Raw genomic sequence first — 17,419 nt, forward strand, 5'->3', positions numbered from 1 at the left:
CAGAGTGCCGAGCGGCGCTGACCGGCGGGGAGGCGGAGAGGAGGCGCACGGAGGGAAGCGAGGGTCGCACGGTCCGGCGCCTTGTCCAACGTCTGCCCCGCGAGCGCTGCTGACAATCGTTCACTCCGTGTCGACCGCACCGGCTCGTATCCTGATCAGGCAATTCCGTACAGGGGTGTAAGCGCTGGTGCGGACCGGCGTACGCGTGGGTGAGAGAGAGGTCGCACGGTGGGGCAACGCCCGATTCCGCAGCAGATTCCGGTCGTCGTACTCGCCGGATTCCTCGGCTCAGGAAAGACCACCCTGCTCAACCACCTCCTGCACCGCAGTGGAGGCAGCCGGATCGGTGCCATCGTCAACGACTTCGGCTCGATCGAGATCGACGCGATGGCGGTCGCCGGCGCGCTCGGCGACTCGACCGTCTCGCTCGGCAACGGGTGCCTGTGCTGTGCCGTCGACGCCAGTGAACTGGACGGGTACCTGGAGCGGTTGGCCCGCCCCGAGGCGGGCATCGACGTCATCGTCATCGAGGCAAGCGGTCTCGCCGAGCCGCAGGAACTCGTGCGGATGCTCCTCGCCAGCGAACAGCCCGGCGTCGTCTACGGCGGACTGGTCGAGGTGGTCGACGCCGCCGAGTTCGACGCCACGCGTCTCAGGCACCCCGAGATCGACAGGCACCTGGCGCTCGCCGACCTGATCGTGGTCAACAAGACGGACCGGGCGCCGGACGCCGAGCGGGTGCTCTCCCTCGTCCGCTCGCTCGGCGACCGCGCGGCCGTCGTGCCCGCGACCTACGGCCGTATCGACCCGGAGTTCCTCTACGACTGCCGGCCCGGCGAGGAACGTGTGGGGCAGCTGTCCTTCGACGACCTGCACGACCACTCGGGGGGCGGCAGCGCACACGCCGAGCACCTGCACGCCGCCTACGACAGCCTGTCCTTCGTCTCGGGTGCTCCGCTCGACCCGCGCCGACTCATGACTTTCCTCGACAGCCGGCCCGAGGGCCTCTACCGGATCAAGGGCTACATCGACTTCGGGCCGTACGACACGCGGAACAGGTACGCCGTCCATGCCGTCGGGCGCTTCCTGCGCTTCTACCCGGAGCCCTGGCCGGCCGGCGACGCCCGCCGCACCCAGCTGGTGCTCATCGGCTCCGGCATCGACGCGCCCGCCCTCCGTGCGGAACTCGACGCGTGCCGCCGGGCCGCCGACGCCCCGCCCGCCGACGAGCACGGCATGTGGGGCGTCCTGCGCTACGTACCGGACCCCGACGCCGAGGACTTCGAGCCTGAGGACTTCGAGCCCGAAGACCCCGAGCCCGAAGACTCCGAGGCCGAAGACCCCGAGACCGAGGAGCCGGGCGGAGTGCAGCCGCCGCCCGCCCCCCGGGGCGAGGTTTAGGCCGGTCCCGCCACCACGGACACCGTCTTCGGCAAGGACACGCCCGAGCCGTCGCGGCGCGGGTCCATGTCCGGGAGCTGGGCCGGCGAGCCGTTGCGCTGCGCGGCGAGCGCCGGGGTGGCGCCGGCCCAGGCGAAGGCCAGGCAGTCCTCGCCCTTCAGGAACCGCTGGCAGCGCACGCCACCCGTGGCACGCCCCTTGCGCGGGTACTGGTCGAACGGGGTGAGCTTGGCCGTGGTCTGCACGGAGTCGTCGAGCGTGCCGCGTGAACCGGCGACGGTGAAGACCACCGCCTCCGCGGCGGGGTCCACCGCCGTGAAGGAGATGACCTTGGCGCCGTCGGCGAGCTTGACTCCCGCCACACCGCCCGCGGGACGGCCCTGCGGGCGGACCTGCGCGGCCTGGTAGCGCAGCAGTTGCGCGTCGTCCGTGATGAAGACCAGGTCCTCGTCACCGGTGCGCAACTCGACGCCGCCCACGATCCGGTCACCCTCCTTGAGGGAGATGACCTCCAACTCGTCTTTGTGCGACGGATAGTCCGGCACGACTCGCTTGACGACACCCTGCTCGGTGCCGAGCGCGAGACCGGGCGACGACTCGTCCAGCGTGGTCAGACAGACGACCGTCTCGTCGTCCTCCAGGGAGACGAACTCCGCCAGCGGCGCACCGCCGGACAGGTTCGGCGTGGGCATGGGCTCCGGGAGCTGGGGGAGGTCGACGACGTTCACCCGCAGGAGGCGGCCCGCGGACGTCACCACGCCCACCTCGCCGCGGGCCGTGGCCGCCACCGCCGAGACGATCAGGTCGTGCTTGACGCGCTTCGCACCCGCCTCCGTGACCAGGGGCTCGTCGTTCGCGGTACGGGCGATCAGCCCCGTCGACGACATCAGCACCCGGCACGGGTCGTCCGCCACCTGGAGCGGCACCGCGGCCACCGGGGCGCCGGACGACTCCAGCAGGACCGTACGCCGGTCGGTGCCGAACTTCTTCGACACCGCCGCCAGTTCGGCGGAGACCAGCTTGCGCAGCTCGGCGTCGGAGTCGAGGATCCGGGTCAGTTCCTCGATCTCCGCGTTCAGCCGGTCCTTCTCCGACTCCAGCTCGATGCGGTCGAACTTGGTGAGCCGGCGCAGCGGCGTGTCCAGGATGTACTGCGTCTGGATGTCGCTCAGCGAGAACCGCTCCATCAGGCGCTGCTTGGCCTGCGCGGAGTTCTCGCTGGAGCGGATGAGCCGGATGACCTCGTCGATGTCGACCAGGGCGGTGAGCAGACCCTCGACCAGGTGCAGGCGGTCGCGGCGCTTGGTGCGGCGGAACTCGCTGCGGCGCCGGACGACGGTGAAGCGGTGGTCGAGATAGACCTCCAGCAGCTCCTTGAGGCCGAGGGTGAGGGGCTGGCCGTCCACCAGGGCGACGTTGTTGATGCCGAAGGACTCCTCCATCGGCGTCAGCTTGTAGAGCTGCTCCAGGACCGCCTCGGGCACGAAGCCGTTCTTGATCTCGATGACCAGGCGCAGCCCGTGCTCGCGGTCCGTGAGGTCCTTGACGTCCGCGATGCCCTGGAGCTTCTTCGAACCGACCAGGTCCTTGATCTTGGCGATGACCTTCTCGGGGCCGACCGCGAAGGGCAGCTCGGTGACGACCAGGCCCTTGCGGCGGGCCGTCACGGTCTCCACGGACACCGTCGCGCGGATCTTGAACGTGCCGCGGCCCGTCTCGTAGGCGTCCCGGATGCCGGGCAGGCCGACGATCCGCCCGCCGGTCGGCAGGTCGGGGCCCGGCACGTGCTTCATCAGGGCTTCGAGGTCGGCGTTCGGGTACCGGATCAGGTGCCGGGCGGCCGCGATCACCTCGCGCAGGTTGTGCGGCGGCATGTTCGTGGCCATGCCGACCGCGATGCCGGAGGCGCCGTTGACCAGCAGGTTCGGGAAGGCGGCGGGCAGCGCCACCGGCTCCTGCTCCTGGCCGTCGTAGTTGGGACCGAAGTCGACGGTGTCCTCGTCGATGGACTCCGTCATGAGGCTGGTCGCCTCGGCCATCCGGCACTCGGTGTACCGCATGGCGGCCGGCGGGTCGTCGTTGCCCAGCGAGCCGAAGTTGCCGTGGCCGTCCACCAGGGGCACGCGCATGGAGAAGGACTGGGCCATGCGCACCAGGGCGTCGTAGATGGACGCGTCGCCGTGGGGGTGCAGCTTGCCCATGACCTCGCCGACGACACGGGCGCACTTCACGTAGCCGCGCTCGGGCCGCAGACCCATCTCGTTCATCTGGTACACGATGCGGCGGTGCACCGGCTTGAGGCCGTCGCGGGCGTCCGGGAGCGCACGGGAGTAGATGACCGAGTACGCGTACTCGAGGAAGGAGCCCTGCATCTCGTCGACGACGTCGATGTCGAGGATCCTCTCCTCGTACGCGTCGTCGGGCGGCGGGGTCTTCGTGCTACGGCGGGCCATCGCTGCCGGCTCCTTGCTGAAGCGTGAACGGTGATCTGACGCGGTCCATTGTGGACCGCGGCACTGACAGCGACCGACCAGGACCCGTCACGGGCTGCCCGGCCCGGCGCTGCCCGCAGGGTACGCCCTCGTCCCCGGCGGACCGCCAACCCCGTTCTCGCTCTCGGCGTAGGAGGTGCGGGAACTTCACCGGTGGCCCGCACGCTTGCATACAGTGGCGGGACCGGCGGAATTCCGCAGTTCCGCCCCATGAATCCACCGAGATTCCGCGAGCGAAGGGACGTACATGCCCATGGGTCACACGGCCACAGCCCAGGCAGACTCCGGCGGCCTGACAGCGACCGAGCACCGCCTGGCCAACGGCCTGCGCGTGGTGCTCTCCGAGGACCACCTGACCCCGGTCGCGGCGGTGTGCCTCTGGTACGACGTCGGCTCGCGCCACGAGGTCAAGGGGCGCACCGGCCTGGCTCACCTCTTCGAGCACCTGATGTTCCAGGGCTCCGCCCAGGTCAAGGGCAACGGTCACTTCGAACTGGTGCAGGGCGCCGGTGGCTCGCTCAACGGCACCACCAGCTTCGAGCGCACCAACTACTTCGAGACCATGCCCGCCCACCAGCTGGAGCTCGCCCTCTGGCTGGAGGCCGACCGCATGGGCTCGCTGCTCGCCGCCCTCGACGAGGAGTCGATGGAGAACCAGCGGGACGTCGTCAAGAACGAGCGCCGCCAGCGCTACGACAACGTCCCCTACGGCACCGCGTTCGAGAAGCTGACCGCCCTCGCCTACCCGGAGGGCCACCCCTACCACCACACGCCGATCGGCTCGATGGCCGACCTGGACGCGGCGACGCTGGAGGACGCGCGCGCGTTCTTCCGCACGTACTACGCGCCGAACAACGCGGTGCTCTCGGTCGTCGGCGACATCGACCCCGAGCAGACCCTCGCCTGGGTCGAGAAGTACTTCGGCTCCATCGCCTCGCACGACGGCAAGCAGCCGCCCCGGGACGGCTCGCTGCCCGACGTCATGGGCGGGGAGGTGCGCGAGGTCGTCGAGGAGGAGGTCCCGGCCCGCGCCCTGATGGCGGCCTACCGCCTGCCGGAGGACGGCACGCGCGCGTGCGACGCGGCCGACCTCGCCCTCACCGTCCTGGGCGGCGGCGAGTCGTCCCGGCTGTACAACCGGCTGGTGCGCCGCGACCGCACGGCCGTCGCCGCCGGCTTCGGTCTGCTGCGGCTCGCGGGAGCACCCTCCCTGGGGTGGCTGGACGTGAAGACGTCCGGCGACGTGGAGGTGCCGGTCATCGAGACCGCCATCGACGAGGAGCTCGCCCGGTTCGCCCAGGAGGGCCCGACCGCCGAGGAGATGGAGCGCGCCCAGGCCCAGCTGGAGCGCGAGTGGCTGGACCGCCTGGGCACCGTCGCGGGCCGCGCCGACGAACTGTGCCGCTACGCGGTCCTGTTCGGCGACCCGCAGCTCGCCCTCACCGCCGTGCAGCGGGTGCTCGAGGTCACGGCGGAGGAGGTGCAGGAGGTCGCCAAGGCCCGCCTGCGCCCCGACAACCGCGCGGTGCTCGTCTACGAGCCCACCGCCCCCGCCGACGTGAACGACGCCACCGACGAGAACGAGGAGGCGGCCAAGTGACCGAGCTCGCCACCATGGAATTCCACCAGCAGCCGCAGGCCGGCGAGCCCAGGCCGTGGGCGTTCCCGGCACCGGAGCGCGGCAGCCTCGACAACGGCCTGACCGTGCTGCGCTGCCACCGTCCCGGCCAGCAGGTCGTCGCCGTGGAGGTCCTGCTCGACGCGCCCCTGGACGCCGAGCCCACCGGTCTCGACGGCGTCGCCACCATCATGGCGCGGGCCTTCTCGGAGGGCACCGACAAGCACTCCGCCGAGGACTTCGCCGCCGAGCTGGAGCGCTGCGGGGCCACCCTCGACGCGCACGCCGACCACCCCGGCGTCCGGCTGAGCCTGGAGGTGCCCGTCTCGCGCCTCGCCAAGGCCCTCGGCCTGGTCGCCGACGCCCTGAGGGCGCCCGCGTTCGCGGACGGCGAGGTCGAACGGCTGGTCCGCAACCGCCTCGACGAGATCCCGCACGAGCTGGCCAACCCAGCCCGCCGGGCCGCCAAGGAGCTCTCCAAGGAGCTGTTCCCGGCCGGGACGCGCATGTCGCGCCCCCGCCAGGGCACCGAGGAGACCGTCGCGAGCATCGACTCCGCCGCCGTACGCGCCTTCTACGAGAAGCACGTCCGGCCCGCCACGGCCACCGCCGTGGTCGTCGGAGACCTCACCGGCGTGGACCTCGACGCGCTGCTCGTGGAGACGCTGGGCGCGTGGACCGGTTCCGCCGCTGAGCCCCGTCCGGTGCCGCCGGTGACCGCCGACGACCGGGGCCGGGTCGTCATCGTGGACCGCCCCGGCGCCGTCCAGACGCAGCTGCTCATCGGCCGCACCGGCTCCGACCGGCACGACCGCGTGTGGCCCGCGCAGGTGCTCGGCACGTACTGCCTCGGCGGCACCCTCACCTCGCGCCTGGACCGCGTCCTGCGCGAGGAGAAGGGCTACACCTACGGAGTCCGGGCTTTCGGGCAGGTCCTGCGCTCCGCGCCCGACGGGACCGGCGCCGCCATGCTGGCCATCAGCGGCTCCGTCGACACCCCCAACACCGGTCCGGCCCTGGAGGACCTGTGGACGGTGCTGCGCAAGCTCGCCGAGGGCGGGCTCACCGACGCCGAGCGTGACGTCGCCGTGCAGAACCTGGTGGGCGTGGCGCCGCTGAAGTACGAGACGGCGGCCGCCGTCGCGAGCACGCTGGCCGACCAGGTCGAGCAGCACCTGCCCGACGACTACCAGGCGACGCTCTACCGCCAACTCGCCGCCACGGGCACCGTGGAGGCCACGGCGGCGGTCGTGAACGCCTTCCCGGTGGACCGTCTGGTGACGGTCCTCGTCGGCGACGCGGCACAGATCAAGGAGCCGGTCGAGGCGCTCGGCATCGGTGAAGTCACCGTGGTGGCGGCCGAGTAGCGGTACGCGCGTGGGGCCCTGGTGACCGGAGTGTCACCAGGGCCGCCGTTTGTCCGAATTGAGGGAGAGGCTGCCTGTCTGCGCTGTGGCATGCGCTACAAAAAGCCGGTTGCGTTTGAGGATTGAAGACAACCGCGTTTAGCGTCTTCCGGGCTGTTCGTCAGGCAGTGCGCCGCACCCGCGGCACCGGACAGTCATCGCCGAGTCCCCGTACGGCGCGAGCCAGGGGAGCCGGGGACCCACCGTAGTCCCTGGGGTGAATCGGACGCCCGCGCGTGCCGCGAGGGGGTCCGTAGGAGACCTTCCACCTCCGAACCCGTCAGCTAACCCGGTAGGCGAGAGGGAAGGAAAGGACCAGCCACTACATGGCGTTCACGCGCGCCGCCGGCAAGCACCGCCGTCCCGGCCGGATGCACCGCACCACCGCCCGCGCGGCGGGTGTCGCGGCCCTCGCCACCACCGGCGTCGTAGGCACCCTCGCGGCTCCGGCGCTCGCCGCCGAGCCCCAGGTCGAGCAGAGCGGGCTCACCCCGGTCATCAGCATCGGCGACTCCCTGGCCGACGAGATCGACGCCCAGGCCGCCGCGCAGAAGCAGGCCGCCCTGGACGCCGCCGCCCGTGAGGCGGCGCAGGAGGCCGCGCGCGAGCGGGCCGCCCAGGCCGCCCAGGAGGCGCGCGAGGCCAAGGAGCGCGCCGCGCGGGAGGCGGAGCGCAAGCGTCTCAACACCTTCGTCACGCCGATCACCGCCTCCTACGTCTCCACCGCCTACCAGGCCGGCAGCTCCCTGTGGTCCTCCGGCAGCCACACCGGCATCGACTTCCACGCCTCCACCGGCACCTCCGTGCACGCGGTCGGCGTCGGCACCGTCGTCGAGGCCGGCTGGGGCGGGGCGTACGGCAACCAGGTCGTGCTCAAGATGCACGACGGCACGTACACGCAGTACGGCCACCTGTCGTCCATCGGTGTCTCGGTGGGCCAGTCGGTCGACGCGGGACAGCAGATCGGCCTGTCCGGCGCCACCGGCAACGTCACCGGACCGCACCTGCACTTCGAGGCCCGTACGAGCCCCGAGTACGGCTCGGACATGGACCCCGTCGCCTACCTCCGCTCCCACGGCGTTAACGTCTGAGGACGGCGTGAACGTCTGACGACGACCTGAACGTCTGAGGACGTCGGGAACGTCCGACGACGACGTGAACGTCCGACGACGGACGAACGGTACGCGAAAGCCCCGGCTCCCCGAGTCGGGGCTTTCGCATTTCCGGAGTGTTCCCGGTGTGGCCGTTGTCCAAAAAGTGTCCATGAAATCCACATCGCCGTCGGAATTCCCGCCGCATTGGCCTAGAGTCGCTGAACACGCGTCAATCGTCGACGTTTCCCGGGGATGAAGGCGGAGGTCGGGCATGCGCATTCCGGCGCACTCGGTGTGCACGGCGATCCGGGACGACATCGTCTCCGGTGTCCACGGGCGCGGCAGCCGCCTCACCGAGGAACTCCTGGCCCGTCGCTACGGCGTCTCCCGGGTCCCCGTCCGGGAGGCACTGCGCACGCTGGAGGCGGAGGGGTTCGTGGTCACCCGGCGGCACGCGGGCGCGTGCGTCGCGGAGCCGACCGAGCGGGAGGCGGCCGACCTGCTGGAGACGCGCACGCTCCTCGAACCCCTCGGCGCGTCCCGGGCCGCCCGGCGCCGCACCGAGGCGCATCTCAAGGTCCTGCGCGGCCTGGTGCGGCTCGGCCAGGAGCGTGCCAGGCAGGGGAGCAGCGACGATCTGCGCTCGCTGGACGGCTGGTTCCACGAGACCCTCGCCCAGGCCGCCGGCAGCCCCTCCCTGACGGCGTTGCTGACCCAGCTGCGCCACAAGATCGCCTGGCTGTACGCCGTGGAGGCCGCGGCCGACCCGGTGGAGTGCTGGGCGGAGCACGGCGCGATCGTCGACGCGGTGGCCCGGGGCGACGGCGAGCGCGCCCGGGCGCTCATGGCGCTGCACGCCGAACGGTCGGCGCCGGCGCACCGCCTGCGCTTCGCCGCCGGAGGCCAGGCGGCGGACCGTGTGAGGAACCCGCAACGTGCCGTAAACATGTCGGGTCTGCGTTATTAACATGAGCGCCGTATACAAAGACAGGGGAATTCGAGGGGGTGATTTCCGCTGCCCGCGAAAAGCGAATACCCCCGCCAGGAGTGGTGCAGAGAAAAGGCCCGCCCGGAATTCCGGGCGGGCCTTTCTCGGTGGTGCTGCCGTCGGTCAGACGGTCTCGGGAAGCTCTTCGAGACCCTCGGAGACCAGCTTCGCCAGCCGCTCCAGGGCGGCGTCCGCGCCCTCGGCGTCGGAGGCGAGCACGATCTCCTCGCCGCCCTGGGCGCCGAGGCCGAGGACGGCCAGCATGGAGGCCGCGTTGACGGGGGAGCCGTCGGCCTTGGCGATCGTGACCGGGACGCCGGTGGCCGTGGCGGCTCGGACGAAGATGGAGGCGGGGCGGGCGTGGAGACCCTCGGCCCAGCCGACGTTGACGCGGCGCTCAGCCATGTGATGCTGCCCTTCAGGTGTTCAGGGGTCTGGTGTTGTCTAGACCACTCTTGTCTAGACCAGTTTCCCACATCGTGAAGCGTCCCGGGACGGCTGTCCGCAGCCCCGCGTGGTCGTCGGACCGCGGCCTCGGCCCGACCTTCCGTCCTCCACAGACTGCCTCGCGCCGTTGTCGTACGCGAGCCGTACTCTGGGGCCCATGCAGACCTCGTCGGACCGGCACGAGTACCCCGCCCACTGGGAAGCCGACGTGGTGCTGCGCGACGGCGGCACCGCGCGCGTCCGCCCCATCACCGTTGATGACGCCGAGCGCCTGGTCAGCTTCTACGAGCAGGTCTCCGACGAGTCGAAGTACTACCGCTTCTTCGCGCCGTACCCTCGCCTGTCCGCCAAGGACGTCCACCGCTTCACGCACCACGACTTCGTGGACCGGGTGGGACTCGCGGCCACCATCGGCGGCGAGTTCATCGCCACCGTACGCTACGACCGGATCGGCGCCGGCGGAACACCCGCCTCCGCACCGGCGGACGAGGCGGAGGTCGCCTTCCTCGTCCAGGACGCCCACCAGGGGCGTGGCGTGGCCTCCGCGCTGCTGGAACACATCGCCGCCGTCGCCCGCGAGCGGGGCATCCGCCGCTTCGCCGCCGAGGTGCTGCCCGCCAACACCAAGATGATCAAGGTGTTCAGGGACGCCGGGTACACCCAGCAGCGCAGCTTCGAGGACGGCGTGGTCCGTCTGGAGTTCGACCTCGAACCGACCGACCGCTCGCTCGCCGTGCAGTACGCGCGCGAGCACCGCGCGGAGGCGCGTTCCGTCCAGCGGCTGCTGCAACCCGGCTCCGTGGCGGTCATCGGCGCCGGCCGCACCCCGGGCGGCGTCGGGCGCAGCATGCTCGGCAACATCCGCGACGCGGGCTACACCGGCCGGCTGCACGCCGTGAACAAGGCCCTCCCCGAGGGCCAGGACGCACTCGACGGGGTACCGGCCCGCCGCTCGGTGCGCGACATCGACGGGCCCGTCGACCTCGCCGTCGTCGCCGTGCCCGCCGAGCACGTCCCCGACGTCGTCGCCGAGTGCGGTGAGCACGGCGTCCAGGGCCTGGTGGTGGTCTCCGCCGGGTACGCCGACAGCGGCCCCGAGGGACGCGAACGCCAGCGCGCACTGGTCCGGCAGGCGCGCTCGTACGGCATGCGAATCATCGGGCCCAACGCCTTCGGCATCATCAACACCTCCTCGGACGTGCGGCTCAACGCCTCCCTCGCCCCGGAGATGCCGCGGCCCGGCCGGATCGGCCTGTTCGCCCAGTCCGGCGCCATCGGCATCGCCCTGCTGTCCCGGCTGCACCGGCGCGGCGGCGGGGTCACCGGCGTCACGGGCGTGTCGACCTTCGTCTCCTCCGGCAACCGCGCCGACGTCTCCGGCAACGACGTCCTCCAGTACTGGTACGACGACCCGGAGACCGACGTCGCCCTGATGTACCTGGAGTCCATCGGCAACCCCCGCAAGTTCACCCGCCTGGCCCGGCGGACGGCGGCCGTCAAGCCGCTGGTCGTGGTGCAGGGGGCCCGCCACGGCGGGGCGGCACCGCAGGGGCACGCCGTGCGGGCGACGCGCCTCCCGCACGCGACGGTCTCCGCGCTGCTGCGGCAGGCCGGCGTGATCCGGGTCGACACCATCACCGACCTGGTCGACGCGGGCCTGCTGCTCGCCCGGCAGCCGCTGCCCGCCGGACCGAGGGTGGCGATCCTGGGGAACTCGGAGTCACTGGGCCTGCTCACGTACGACGCGTGCCTCTCCGAAGGGCTGCGGCCGCATCCTCCCCTCGACCTGACGACGGCGGCCTCGCCCGACGCGTTCCACGCGGCCCTGTCCCGGGCGCTGGCCGACGACACCTGCGACGCGGTGGTGGTCACCGCCATCCCCGCGGTGGGCGAGGGCTCCGCGGGGGACGCCGCGCTGGCGAAGGCCCTGCGCTCGGCGGCGGCCTCGGTGCCGTCCAAGCCGGTCCTCGTGGTGCACGTGGAGCTCGGCGGGCTCGCGGAGGCCCTGTCGGCGGCGGCCAGCACGGCGCCGCAGACCCCGCCGTCCGCGGACGCACGGGCGGCGACGCCCCCCGCCCCGCACGCCGCCGCGCCCCTCGACCGGCAGACGGCCCCGATGACCGCCGGGGACCGGCCGGCGTCCCCCGGACCCGCGCCCGCCCCGGTGGAGCCACCGACGCCCCCGCCCGCCGAACCCCGGACGGGCGAGCCCGACGGGCCGGGGACGACCCCGCCCGCCGCCGCGGGCGCCGCGGACTCCGTGCGGCGGCACCCGCCCGCTGCCGACGAGCCCGGCGAGGCACCGGAAGGGCCCCACCTCATCCCCGCCTACCCCGCCGCAGAACGCGGCGTGCGCGCCCTCGCCCAGGCGGTCGCCTACGCCCAGTGGCGGCGCGACGCCGCCGACCCCGGCAAGGTGCCGGAGTACGAGGACATCGACGAGAAGGGCGCCGCCGAGCTGATCGCCGGGAACCTCGCGCGCGGGCAGGGACTCACGCTCGACACCGAGGAGACCTGCGCGCTGCTCGGCAGGTACGGCATCCGCGTCCACCGCGCGATGCCCGCCCCCACCCCCGACGACGCCGCGGCCGCCGCGCGGACCCTCGGCTACCCGGTCGCCCTCAAGGCCACCGCACCGCACCTGCGCCACCGCGCCGACCTCGGCGGCGTACGCCTGGACCTCGCGGACGAGGAGCAACTGCGACGCGCGTACGCGGAGTTGACGGAGCTGTTCGGGACGCCCGCGGAGCTGCGTCCGGTGGTGCAGGGCATGGCACCGCGCGGCGTCGACACCGTCGTCCGGGCGGTCATCGACCCGGCGGCCGGCGCGGCGCTCTCCTTCGGCCTCGCCGGTGCGGCCACCCAGCTGCTCGGCGACATGGCGCACCGGCTGATCCCGGTCACCGACCGGGAGGCCGGCTCGCTCATCCGCTCGATCCGCACGGCACCCCTCCTCTTCGGCTGGCGCGGCTCGGCCCCCGTCGACTCCGCCGCCCTGGAAGAGCTGCTGCTCCGGGTCTCCCGGCTGGTCGACGACCACCCGGAGGTCGTCGCGGTCACCCTGGAACCGGTCGTCGTCGCCCCGCGCGGCCTGAGCGTCCTCAGCGCCTCCGTCCGCCTCGCGCCCCCGCCCGCCAGGGACGACCTGGGCCCGCGCACCCTGCCGGCGTACTGACCGCCCACGGCCCGGGAGGGGCGCCGCACGAGCGTGCCGCGCAGTCAGTGCGCCCCCGTAGGATGGACGGCATGGCCAAGACCAGTACGACGACCCAGGGGCTGCGAGCGGCGATCGAGCGCAGCGGCTACTACCCGGCCCTCGTGGCCGAGGCGGTGGAGGCCGCCGTGGGCGGCGAGCCCGTCCGGTCGTACCTGGTCCATCAGGAGACGACGTTCGATCAGAACGAGGTGCGCCGGCACGTGACCGTGCTCGTGCTCACCGGCAACCGCTTCATCGTCAGCCACACCGACGAGCAGGCCGCCGACGACACCTCCCCGACGCCGTACGCCACGACCTCCACGGAGTCCGTCAAGCTCGGCCGGATCTCGTCCATCGTCGTCAGCCGCGTGGTCGCCAACCCGGAGCAGTACAAGCCGGGCACGTTGCCCCGCGAGATCGTGCTGACCATCGGCTGGGGTGCCGTCTCCCGCCTCGACCTGGAGCCCGCCGCCTGCGGCGACCCCAATTGCGAGGCGGACCACGGCTACACCGGCAGCTCGACGGCCGACGACCTCAGCCTGCGCGTCAGCGAGGCCGGGGACGGCCCGGAGACGGTGCGCCAGGCGCTCACCTTCGCGCAGGCCCTCTCCGAGGCGACCGCGGACTCCTCCCGCTGATGGCACAGCCCGCAGCCTGGGACACCGCCCCGGAACCGCTCCCCGTCGACTCCGCCCCCGTACCCGAGTACGGCGCCGGTTCGCTCGCCGACCTCCTGCCCACCCTGGCCGCCGGTCTCGGCGTCCCCGGCATGACCGCGAGCATCACCGAACTGACCCCGGCCGATCGGAACTGCGTGTTCCTGATCGACGGGCTCGGCTGGGAACAGCTGCGGGCCCACCCGGAGGACGCCCCCTTCATGAGCGCGCTGCTGAGCAGCTCACGCGGCGGCACCGGGCGGCCGATCACCGCCGGCTACCCGGCGACCACCGCGACCTCCCTCGCCTCCGTCGGCACCGGTCTGCCCCCCGGGGCCCACGGCCTGCCCGGCTACACCGTGCGCGACCCGGCCACCGGCCAGCTGATGAACCAGCTGCGCTGGCGGCCGTGGACGGCGCCGGCCGCCTGGCAGCCGTACCCCACCGTCTTCCACCTCGCCCAGGAGGCGGGGGTGCACGCCGCGCAGGTCTCCTCACCGACCTTCGCGAACACCCCGCTGACCAGGGTCGCCCTCAGCGGCGGCACCTTCCACGGCCGGCTGTCCGGCGAGGACCGCATGGACCTCGCCGCCGAGCAGCTGGCCGGCGCGGACCGGGCGCTCGTCTACACCTACTACGCGGAGGTCGACGGCGCCGGCCACCGCTTCGGCGTCGACTCCGACACCTGGCGCGGCCAGCTCGCGCACGTCGACCGGCTCGTCCAGCGCCTCGCCGAGCAGCTTCCGCCGCGCAGCGCCCTGTACGTCACGGCCGACCACGGCATGATCGACGTGCCCTTCGACGAGGACCACCGCATCGACTTCGACGAGGACTGGGAGCTGAAGGCGGGCGTCGCCCTCCTCGGCGGTGAGGGCCGCGCCCGCCACGTGTACGCCGTGCCCGGCGCGCACAACGACGTGCTGACCTGCTGGCGTGAGGTGCTCGGCGAGCAGTTCTGGGTGGCCTCGCGGGACGAGGCGATCGAGGCGGGCTGGTTCGGCCCCCGGATCGACGACCGGGTGTACGACCGCCTCGGCGACGTGATCGCCGCCGCGCGGGACGACGTCCTCCTCATCGCCTCGGAGCGGGAGCCGAAGGAGTCGGCGATGGTCGGCAACCACGGATCGATGACCCCTGCCGAACAACTCGTCCCCCTGCTCGAAGTACGCTCCTGACCTCCCGCACACCGCCGTCCCGTTGCCGAAAGGTGCCCAACCCCTCATGCCCGAGCTGGTCTTCTTCTCCGGAACCATGGACTGCGGGAAGTCGACGCTGGCTCTGCAGATCGAGCACAACCGCTCGGCACGCGGACTCGTCGGCATGATCTTCACCCGCGACGACCGGGCGGGCGAGGGCAAGCTCTCCTCCCGTCTCGGCCTGGTCACCGACGCGGTGGAGGTCGAGGACGGACAGGACCTGTACGGGTACGTCGTCGACCACCTCACGCAGGGCGGACGCGTGGACTACGTGATCGCCGACGAGGCGCAGTTCCTCGCGCCGGACCAGATAGACCAGCTCGCGCGCGTGGTCGACGACCTCGACGTCGATGTGTACGCCTTCGGCATCACCACGGACTTCCGCTCCAAGCTCTTCCCCGGCTCCCAGCGGCTGGTGGAACTCGCCGACCGCGTCGAGGTGCTCCAGGTCGAGGCCCTGTGCTGGTGCGGGGCCCGCGCCACGCACAACGCCCGCACCGTGGGCGGCGTCATGGTCGTCGAGGGCGCCCAGGTGGTCGTCGGCGACGTGACCCGGTCTCCCGACGAGATCGGCTACGAGGTGCTGTGCCGGCGGCACCACCGGCGCAGGATGACCAGTGCCTCCGCGCGCGCCGGCACCCTCTCGCCGGACGTCCTGCCGGTGGCGCCGGCCTGATCCGGCCGGCCTCGGGGCGCGTAGGCGCCCCGGACCGGTCACCGGGCGCCGGGGACGGCGGGCGGCCGGAGTCCTCGTCTCATTCCGTTCCCCCGCCGGCGGGCCGGCCCTGCAACAGCGAGAAGCGGGCGCCCTCCGGGTCGGCCACCGTCGCCACCCGGCCGTGGACGGTGTCCCGGACGGGTTCGAGGACGTGGCCGCCCAGCTCGGCGAGGCGCCGCTGGGACTCCTCCGCGTCATCCACCTCGAAGTACGTGATCCAGTGCGGGCCGCGGTCGCGGGGCAGGGCGTGGCCGACCCCGTGGATGCCGGCGACCGGCCGGCCGTCGAGGCAGAGGGTCACGTAGTCCCGGTCGGCGGACACCTCCGCCACCCGTTCGAAGCCGAACACGGTCTCGTAGAACTTGGCGACACTCGCCGACTCGAAGGTCAGCAACTCGTTCCATGCCGGGGTGCCGGGGACGCCCGTCACGGCCGTGCCGAGATGCGCCGCCGCCTGCCAGACGCCGAAGACGGCGCCCGACGGATCGGAGCCGATGGCCAAGCGGCCGGCCTCGCCCGCGTCCAGCGGACCCACCCCGATCGTGCCACCGCACAGACGGATCGTCTCGGCTGTCCGGTTGACGTCGGCCGACGCGAAGTAGGGCGTCCAGGCGATGGGGAGCCGGCGGTCCGGGGGCAGTCGGCCGATGCCCGCCACCTCGCGCCCGTCGAGCAGGGCCCGCGCGTAGGGGCCCAGTTGCTGCGGTCCCGGCCGGAACTCCCAGCCGAACAGCGCTCCGTAGAAGTCGTGGGTGGCGGCCGGGCCGTGCACCATCAGGCTCACCCAGCAGGGTGTTCCGGGCGTGTGCCGGGCGTTCGTCTCGCCGTTCCGGCCGGCCGACCCCCGTGCGTCGGTCATCGTCACTCTCTTCTCGGCCCTGCGCGGGCCGTGCGTCCGCTTCCGCCTGACGGATTCCGCTTCGACGGACCTTCACGCCGAGGCCGGCACCGGATCCGGTGCCGCGCCGTCCGGGCGCGCCCGTGGGACAGCCCGGTGCTGTGCGGGTAGTACAGCATGTGCCCGAACCCATACGCCCGGTGATCGGTACTGTCCGGCGGGCAGAGTAGCCCGACATCGACGCTTCGGCCACTCGGTACGCCAGGATGGGGCCATGAACGCCATCATCTCCGCATCCGAACTCGAGCAGGAACGGGCGGGCCAGAACCCGCCCGTCCTGCTCGACGTCCGCTGGCAGTTGAGCACGGCCAAGGCGCCCGGTGCCGCGCCGTTCGACGGCCGCGCCGAGTACGCGGCCGGGCACCTTCCCGGTGCCGTCTTCGTCGACCTGGACAGGGAACTGGCCTCCGCACCCGGCGCAGGGGGCCGGCATCCGCTGCCCGAGGTGGCGGAGTTCGGCGGGGCGATGCGCCGGGCGGGCGTCACCTCCGGCCGGCCGGTCGTCGTGTACGACGGCGGGCAGGGGTGGGCCGCTGCCCGGGCCTGGTGGCTGCTGCGCTGGACGGGTCACCCGAACGTGCGGGTCCTCGACGGTGGGTTGCCGGAGTGGCGGGGGCCGTTGTCCACCGAGGTGCCCGCGCCCGAGGAGGGCGACTTCACTCCGCGGCCGGGCGCCGTGGGGCTGTTGGACGCGGACGGAGCGGCGGCGCTGGCCCGGTCCGGGCTGCTGCTCGACGCCCGGGCGGGGGAGCGGTACCGGGGCGAGGTGGAGCCGATCGATCCGGTCGGCGGTCACATCCCGGGCGCGGTGTCGGCACCGACGACGGACAACGTGGCGGGGGACGGCCGCTTCCTGCCGGCGGAGGAACTCCGGGCACGGTTCAAGACCCTCGGTGCCTCGGAGGGCGAAGAAGTCGGGGTCTACTGCGGCTCGGGCGTGTCGGGCGCCCACGAGGTGCTGGCGCTGGCGGTGGCGGGCATTCCGGCGGCGCTGTACGTGGGTTCGTGGTCGGAGTGGTCCTCGGATCCGGCACGACCGATCGCCGTGGGTCCGGACCCGCAGTAGCCCGGGTCCGGACCGCCGTGGTCGGGGCTGTCCGCGGCCCCGGTCCTCGGTGGCACGGAAGCCGGGAGTCGACGAAGCCCCCGGTCCGGCCCGGCGCGGCCGGGGGGGGGCACGGACGGCCGAGCCCGCCCCGTACGACCGGGGTCCCGGGGGGGGGGGGGGGGGGGGGGGGGGGGGGGGGAAAGGGGGGGGGGGGGGGGGGGGGGGGGGGTGTGTTGGTTTTTTTGTTGGGTGTGTCCCAAA

Annotated in this window: 13 protein-coding genes and 1 riboswitch; of the genes, 10 read left to right on the plus strand and 3 right to left on the minus strand. The window is 72.8% G+C overall.

The features are described 5' to 3' along the window. Nucleotides 1–228: 228 nt before the first annotated feature. On the plus strand, nucleotides 229–1,401 hold the full coding sequence (locus AC07FV_RS23845; protein WP_479089327.1) for a CobW family GTP-binding protein: 1,173 nt from the start codon (nucleotides 229–231) through the stop codon (nucleotides 1,399–1,401). Here the strand turns inward: AC07FV_RS23845 and AC07FV_RS23850 are convergent. Then, nucleotides 1,398–3,854 carry a DNA gyrase/topoisomerase IV subunit A gene (locus AC07FV_RS23850; protein WP_479089328.1) on the minus strand — a complete coding sequence of 819 codons (2,457 nt, stop codon included), beginning with the start codon at nucleotides 3,852–3,854 and terminating at the stop codon, nucleotides 1,398–1,400. The genes AC07FV_RS23845 and AC07FV_RS23850 overlap by 4 nt on opposite strands. 286 nt (nucleotides 3,855–4,140) lie before the next feature. Here AC07FV_RS23850 and AC07FV_RS23855 point away from each other — a divergent pair, with 286 nt between their 5' ends. From AC07FV_RS23855 to AC07FV_RS23870, 4 genes are all read left to right on the plus strand, one after another. Continuing rightward, on the plus strand, nucleotides 4,141–5,493 hold the full coding sequence (locus tag AC07FV_RS23855) for a M16 family metallopeptidase (RefSeq protein ID WP_479089329.1): 1,353 nt from the start codon (nucleotides 4,141–4,143) through the stop codon (nucleotides 5,491–5,493). Beyond that, nucleotides 5,490–6,878, plus strand: a complete 1,389-nt coding sequence (locus AC07FV_RS23860; RefSeq protein WP_479089330.1) for a M16 family metallopeptidase — start codon at nucleotides 5,490–5,492, stop codon at nucleotides 6,876–6,878. Before AC07FV_RS23855 ends, AC07FV_RS23860 begins: the two co-directional genes overlap by 4 nt. A gap of 188 nt (nucleotides 6,879–7,066) precedes the next feature. Next, a riboswitch (cyclic di-AMP (ydaO/yuaA leader) is annotated at nucleotides 7,067–7,231 on the plus strand. Nucleotides 7,232–7,243: 12 nt separating this feature from the next. Further along, nucleotides 7,244–8,008 (plus strand): M23 family metallopeptidase, encoded by a 765-nt coding sequence (locus AC07FV_RS23865; RefSeq protein WP_479089331.1) that lies wholly within the window; start codon nucleotides 7,244–7,246, stop codon nucleotides 8,006–8,008. Nucleotides 8,009–8,282: 274 nt separating this feature from the next. After that, nucleotides 8,283–8,978 (plus strand): GntR family transcriptional regulator, encoded by a 696-nt coding sequence (locus AC07FV_RS23870; RefSeq protein WP_479089332.1) that lies wholly within the window; start codon nucleotides 8,283–8,285, stop codon nucleotides 8,976–8,978. A gap of 144 nt (nucleotides 8,979–9,122) precedes the next feature. Here the strand turns inward: AC07FV_RS23870 and AC07FV_RS23875 are convergent, their stop codons facing one another. Then, a complete protein-coding gene (locus tag AC07FV_RS23875) occupies nucleotides 9,123–9,404 on the minus strand; it encodes an HPr family phosphocarrier protein (protein WP_053138275.1) in 282 nt (93 codons plus the stop codon). 199 nt (nucleotides 9,405–9,603) lie between these two features. Here AC07FV_RS23875 and AC07FV_RS23880 point away from each other — a divergent pair, with 199 nt between their 5' ends. The 4 genes from AC07FV_RS23880 (at nucleotide 9,604) to AC07FV_RS23895 (ending at nucleotide 15,170) form a co-directional block, all read left to right on the plus strand. Continuing rightward, nucleotides 9,604–12,621, plus strand: a complete 3,018-nt coding sequence (locus tag AC07FV_RS23880) for a bifunctional acetate--CoA ligase family protein/GNAT family N-acetyltransferase (RefSeq protein WP_479089333.1) — start codon at nucleotides 9,604–9,606, stop codon at nucleotides 12,619–12,621. Between the two features lie 62 nt (nucleotides 12,622–12,683). Beyond that, the gene (locus AC07FV_RS23885) at nucleotides 12,684–13,280 is read left to right on the plus strand and encodes a DUF5998 family protein (RefSeq protein ID WP_383645446.1); all 597 of its coding nucleotides are present in this window, start codon (nucleotides 12,684–12,686) and stop codon (nucleotides 13,278–13,280) included. Beyond that, nucleotides 13,280–14,473, plus strand: a complete 1,194-nt coding sequence (locus AC07FV_RS23890; protein WP_479089334.1) for an alkaline phosphatase family protein — start codon at nucleotides 13,280–13,282, stop codon at nucleotides 14,471–14,473. The genes AC07FV_RS23885 and AC07FV_RS23890 overlap by 1 nt, the downstream gene beginning before the upstream one ends. A gap of 46 nt (nucleotides 14,474–14,519) precedes the next feature. Continuing rightward, a complete protein-coding gene (locus AC07FV_RS23895) occupies nucleotides 14,520–15,170 on the plus strand; it encodes a thymidine kinase (RefSeq protein WP_356612775.1) in 651 nt (216 codons plus the stop codon). Nucleotides 15,171–15,249: 79 nt separating this feature from the next. Here the strand turns inward: AC07FV_RS23895 and AC07FV_RS23900 are convergent, their stop codons facing one another. Beyond that, the gene (locus tag AC07FV_RS23900; protein WP_479089335.1) at nucleotides 15,250–16,071 is read right to left on the minus strand and encodes a VOC family protein; all 822 of its coding nucleotides are present in this window, start codon (nucleotides 16,069–16,071) and stop codon (nucleotides 15,250–15,252) included. 253 nt (nucleotides 16,072–16,324) lie between these two features. Between AC07FV_RS23900 and AC07FV_RS23905 the strand changes: the two genes are divergently transcribed. After that, complete coding sequence (locus tag AC07FV_RS23905) at nucleotides 16,325–17,176, plus strand: sulfurtransferase (protein WP_479089336.1); 852 nt, start codon at nucleotides 16,325–16,327, stop codon at nucleotides 17,174–17,176. Nucleotides 17,177–17,419 lie beyond the last annotated feature (243 nt).

This window comes from Streptomyces sp. NPDC045956, assembly GCF_056430705.1.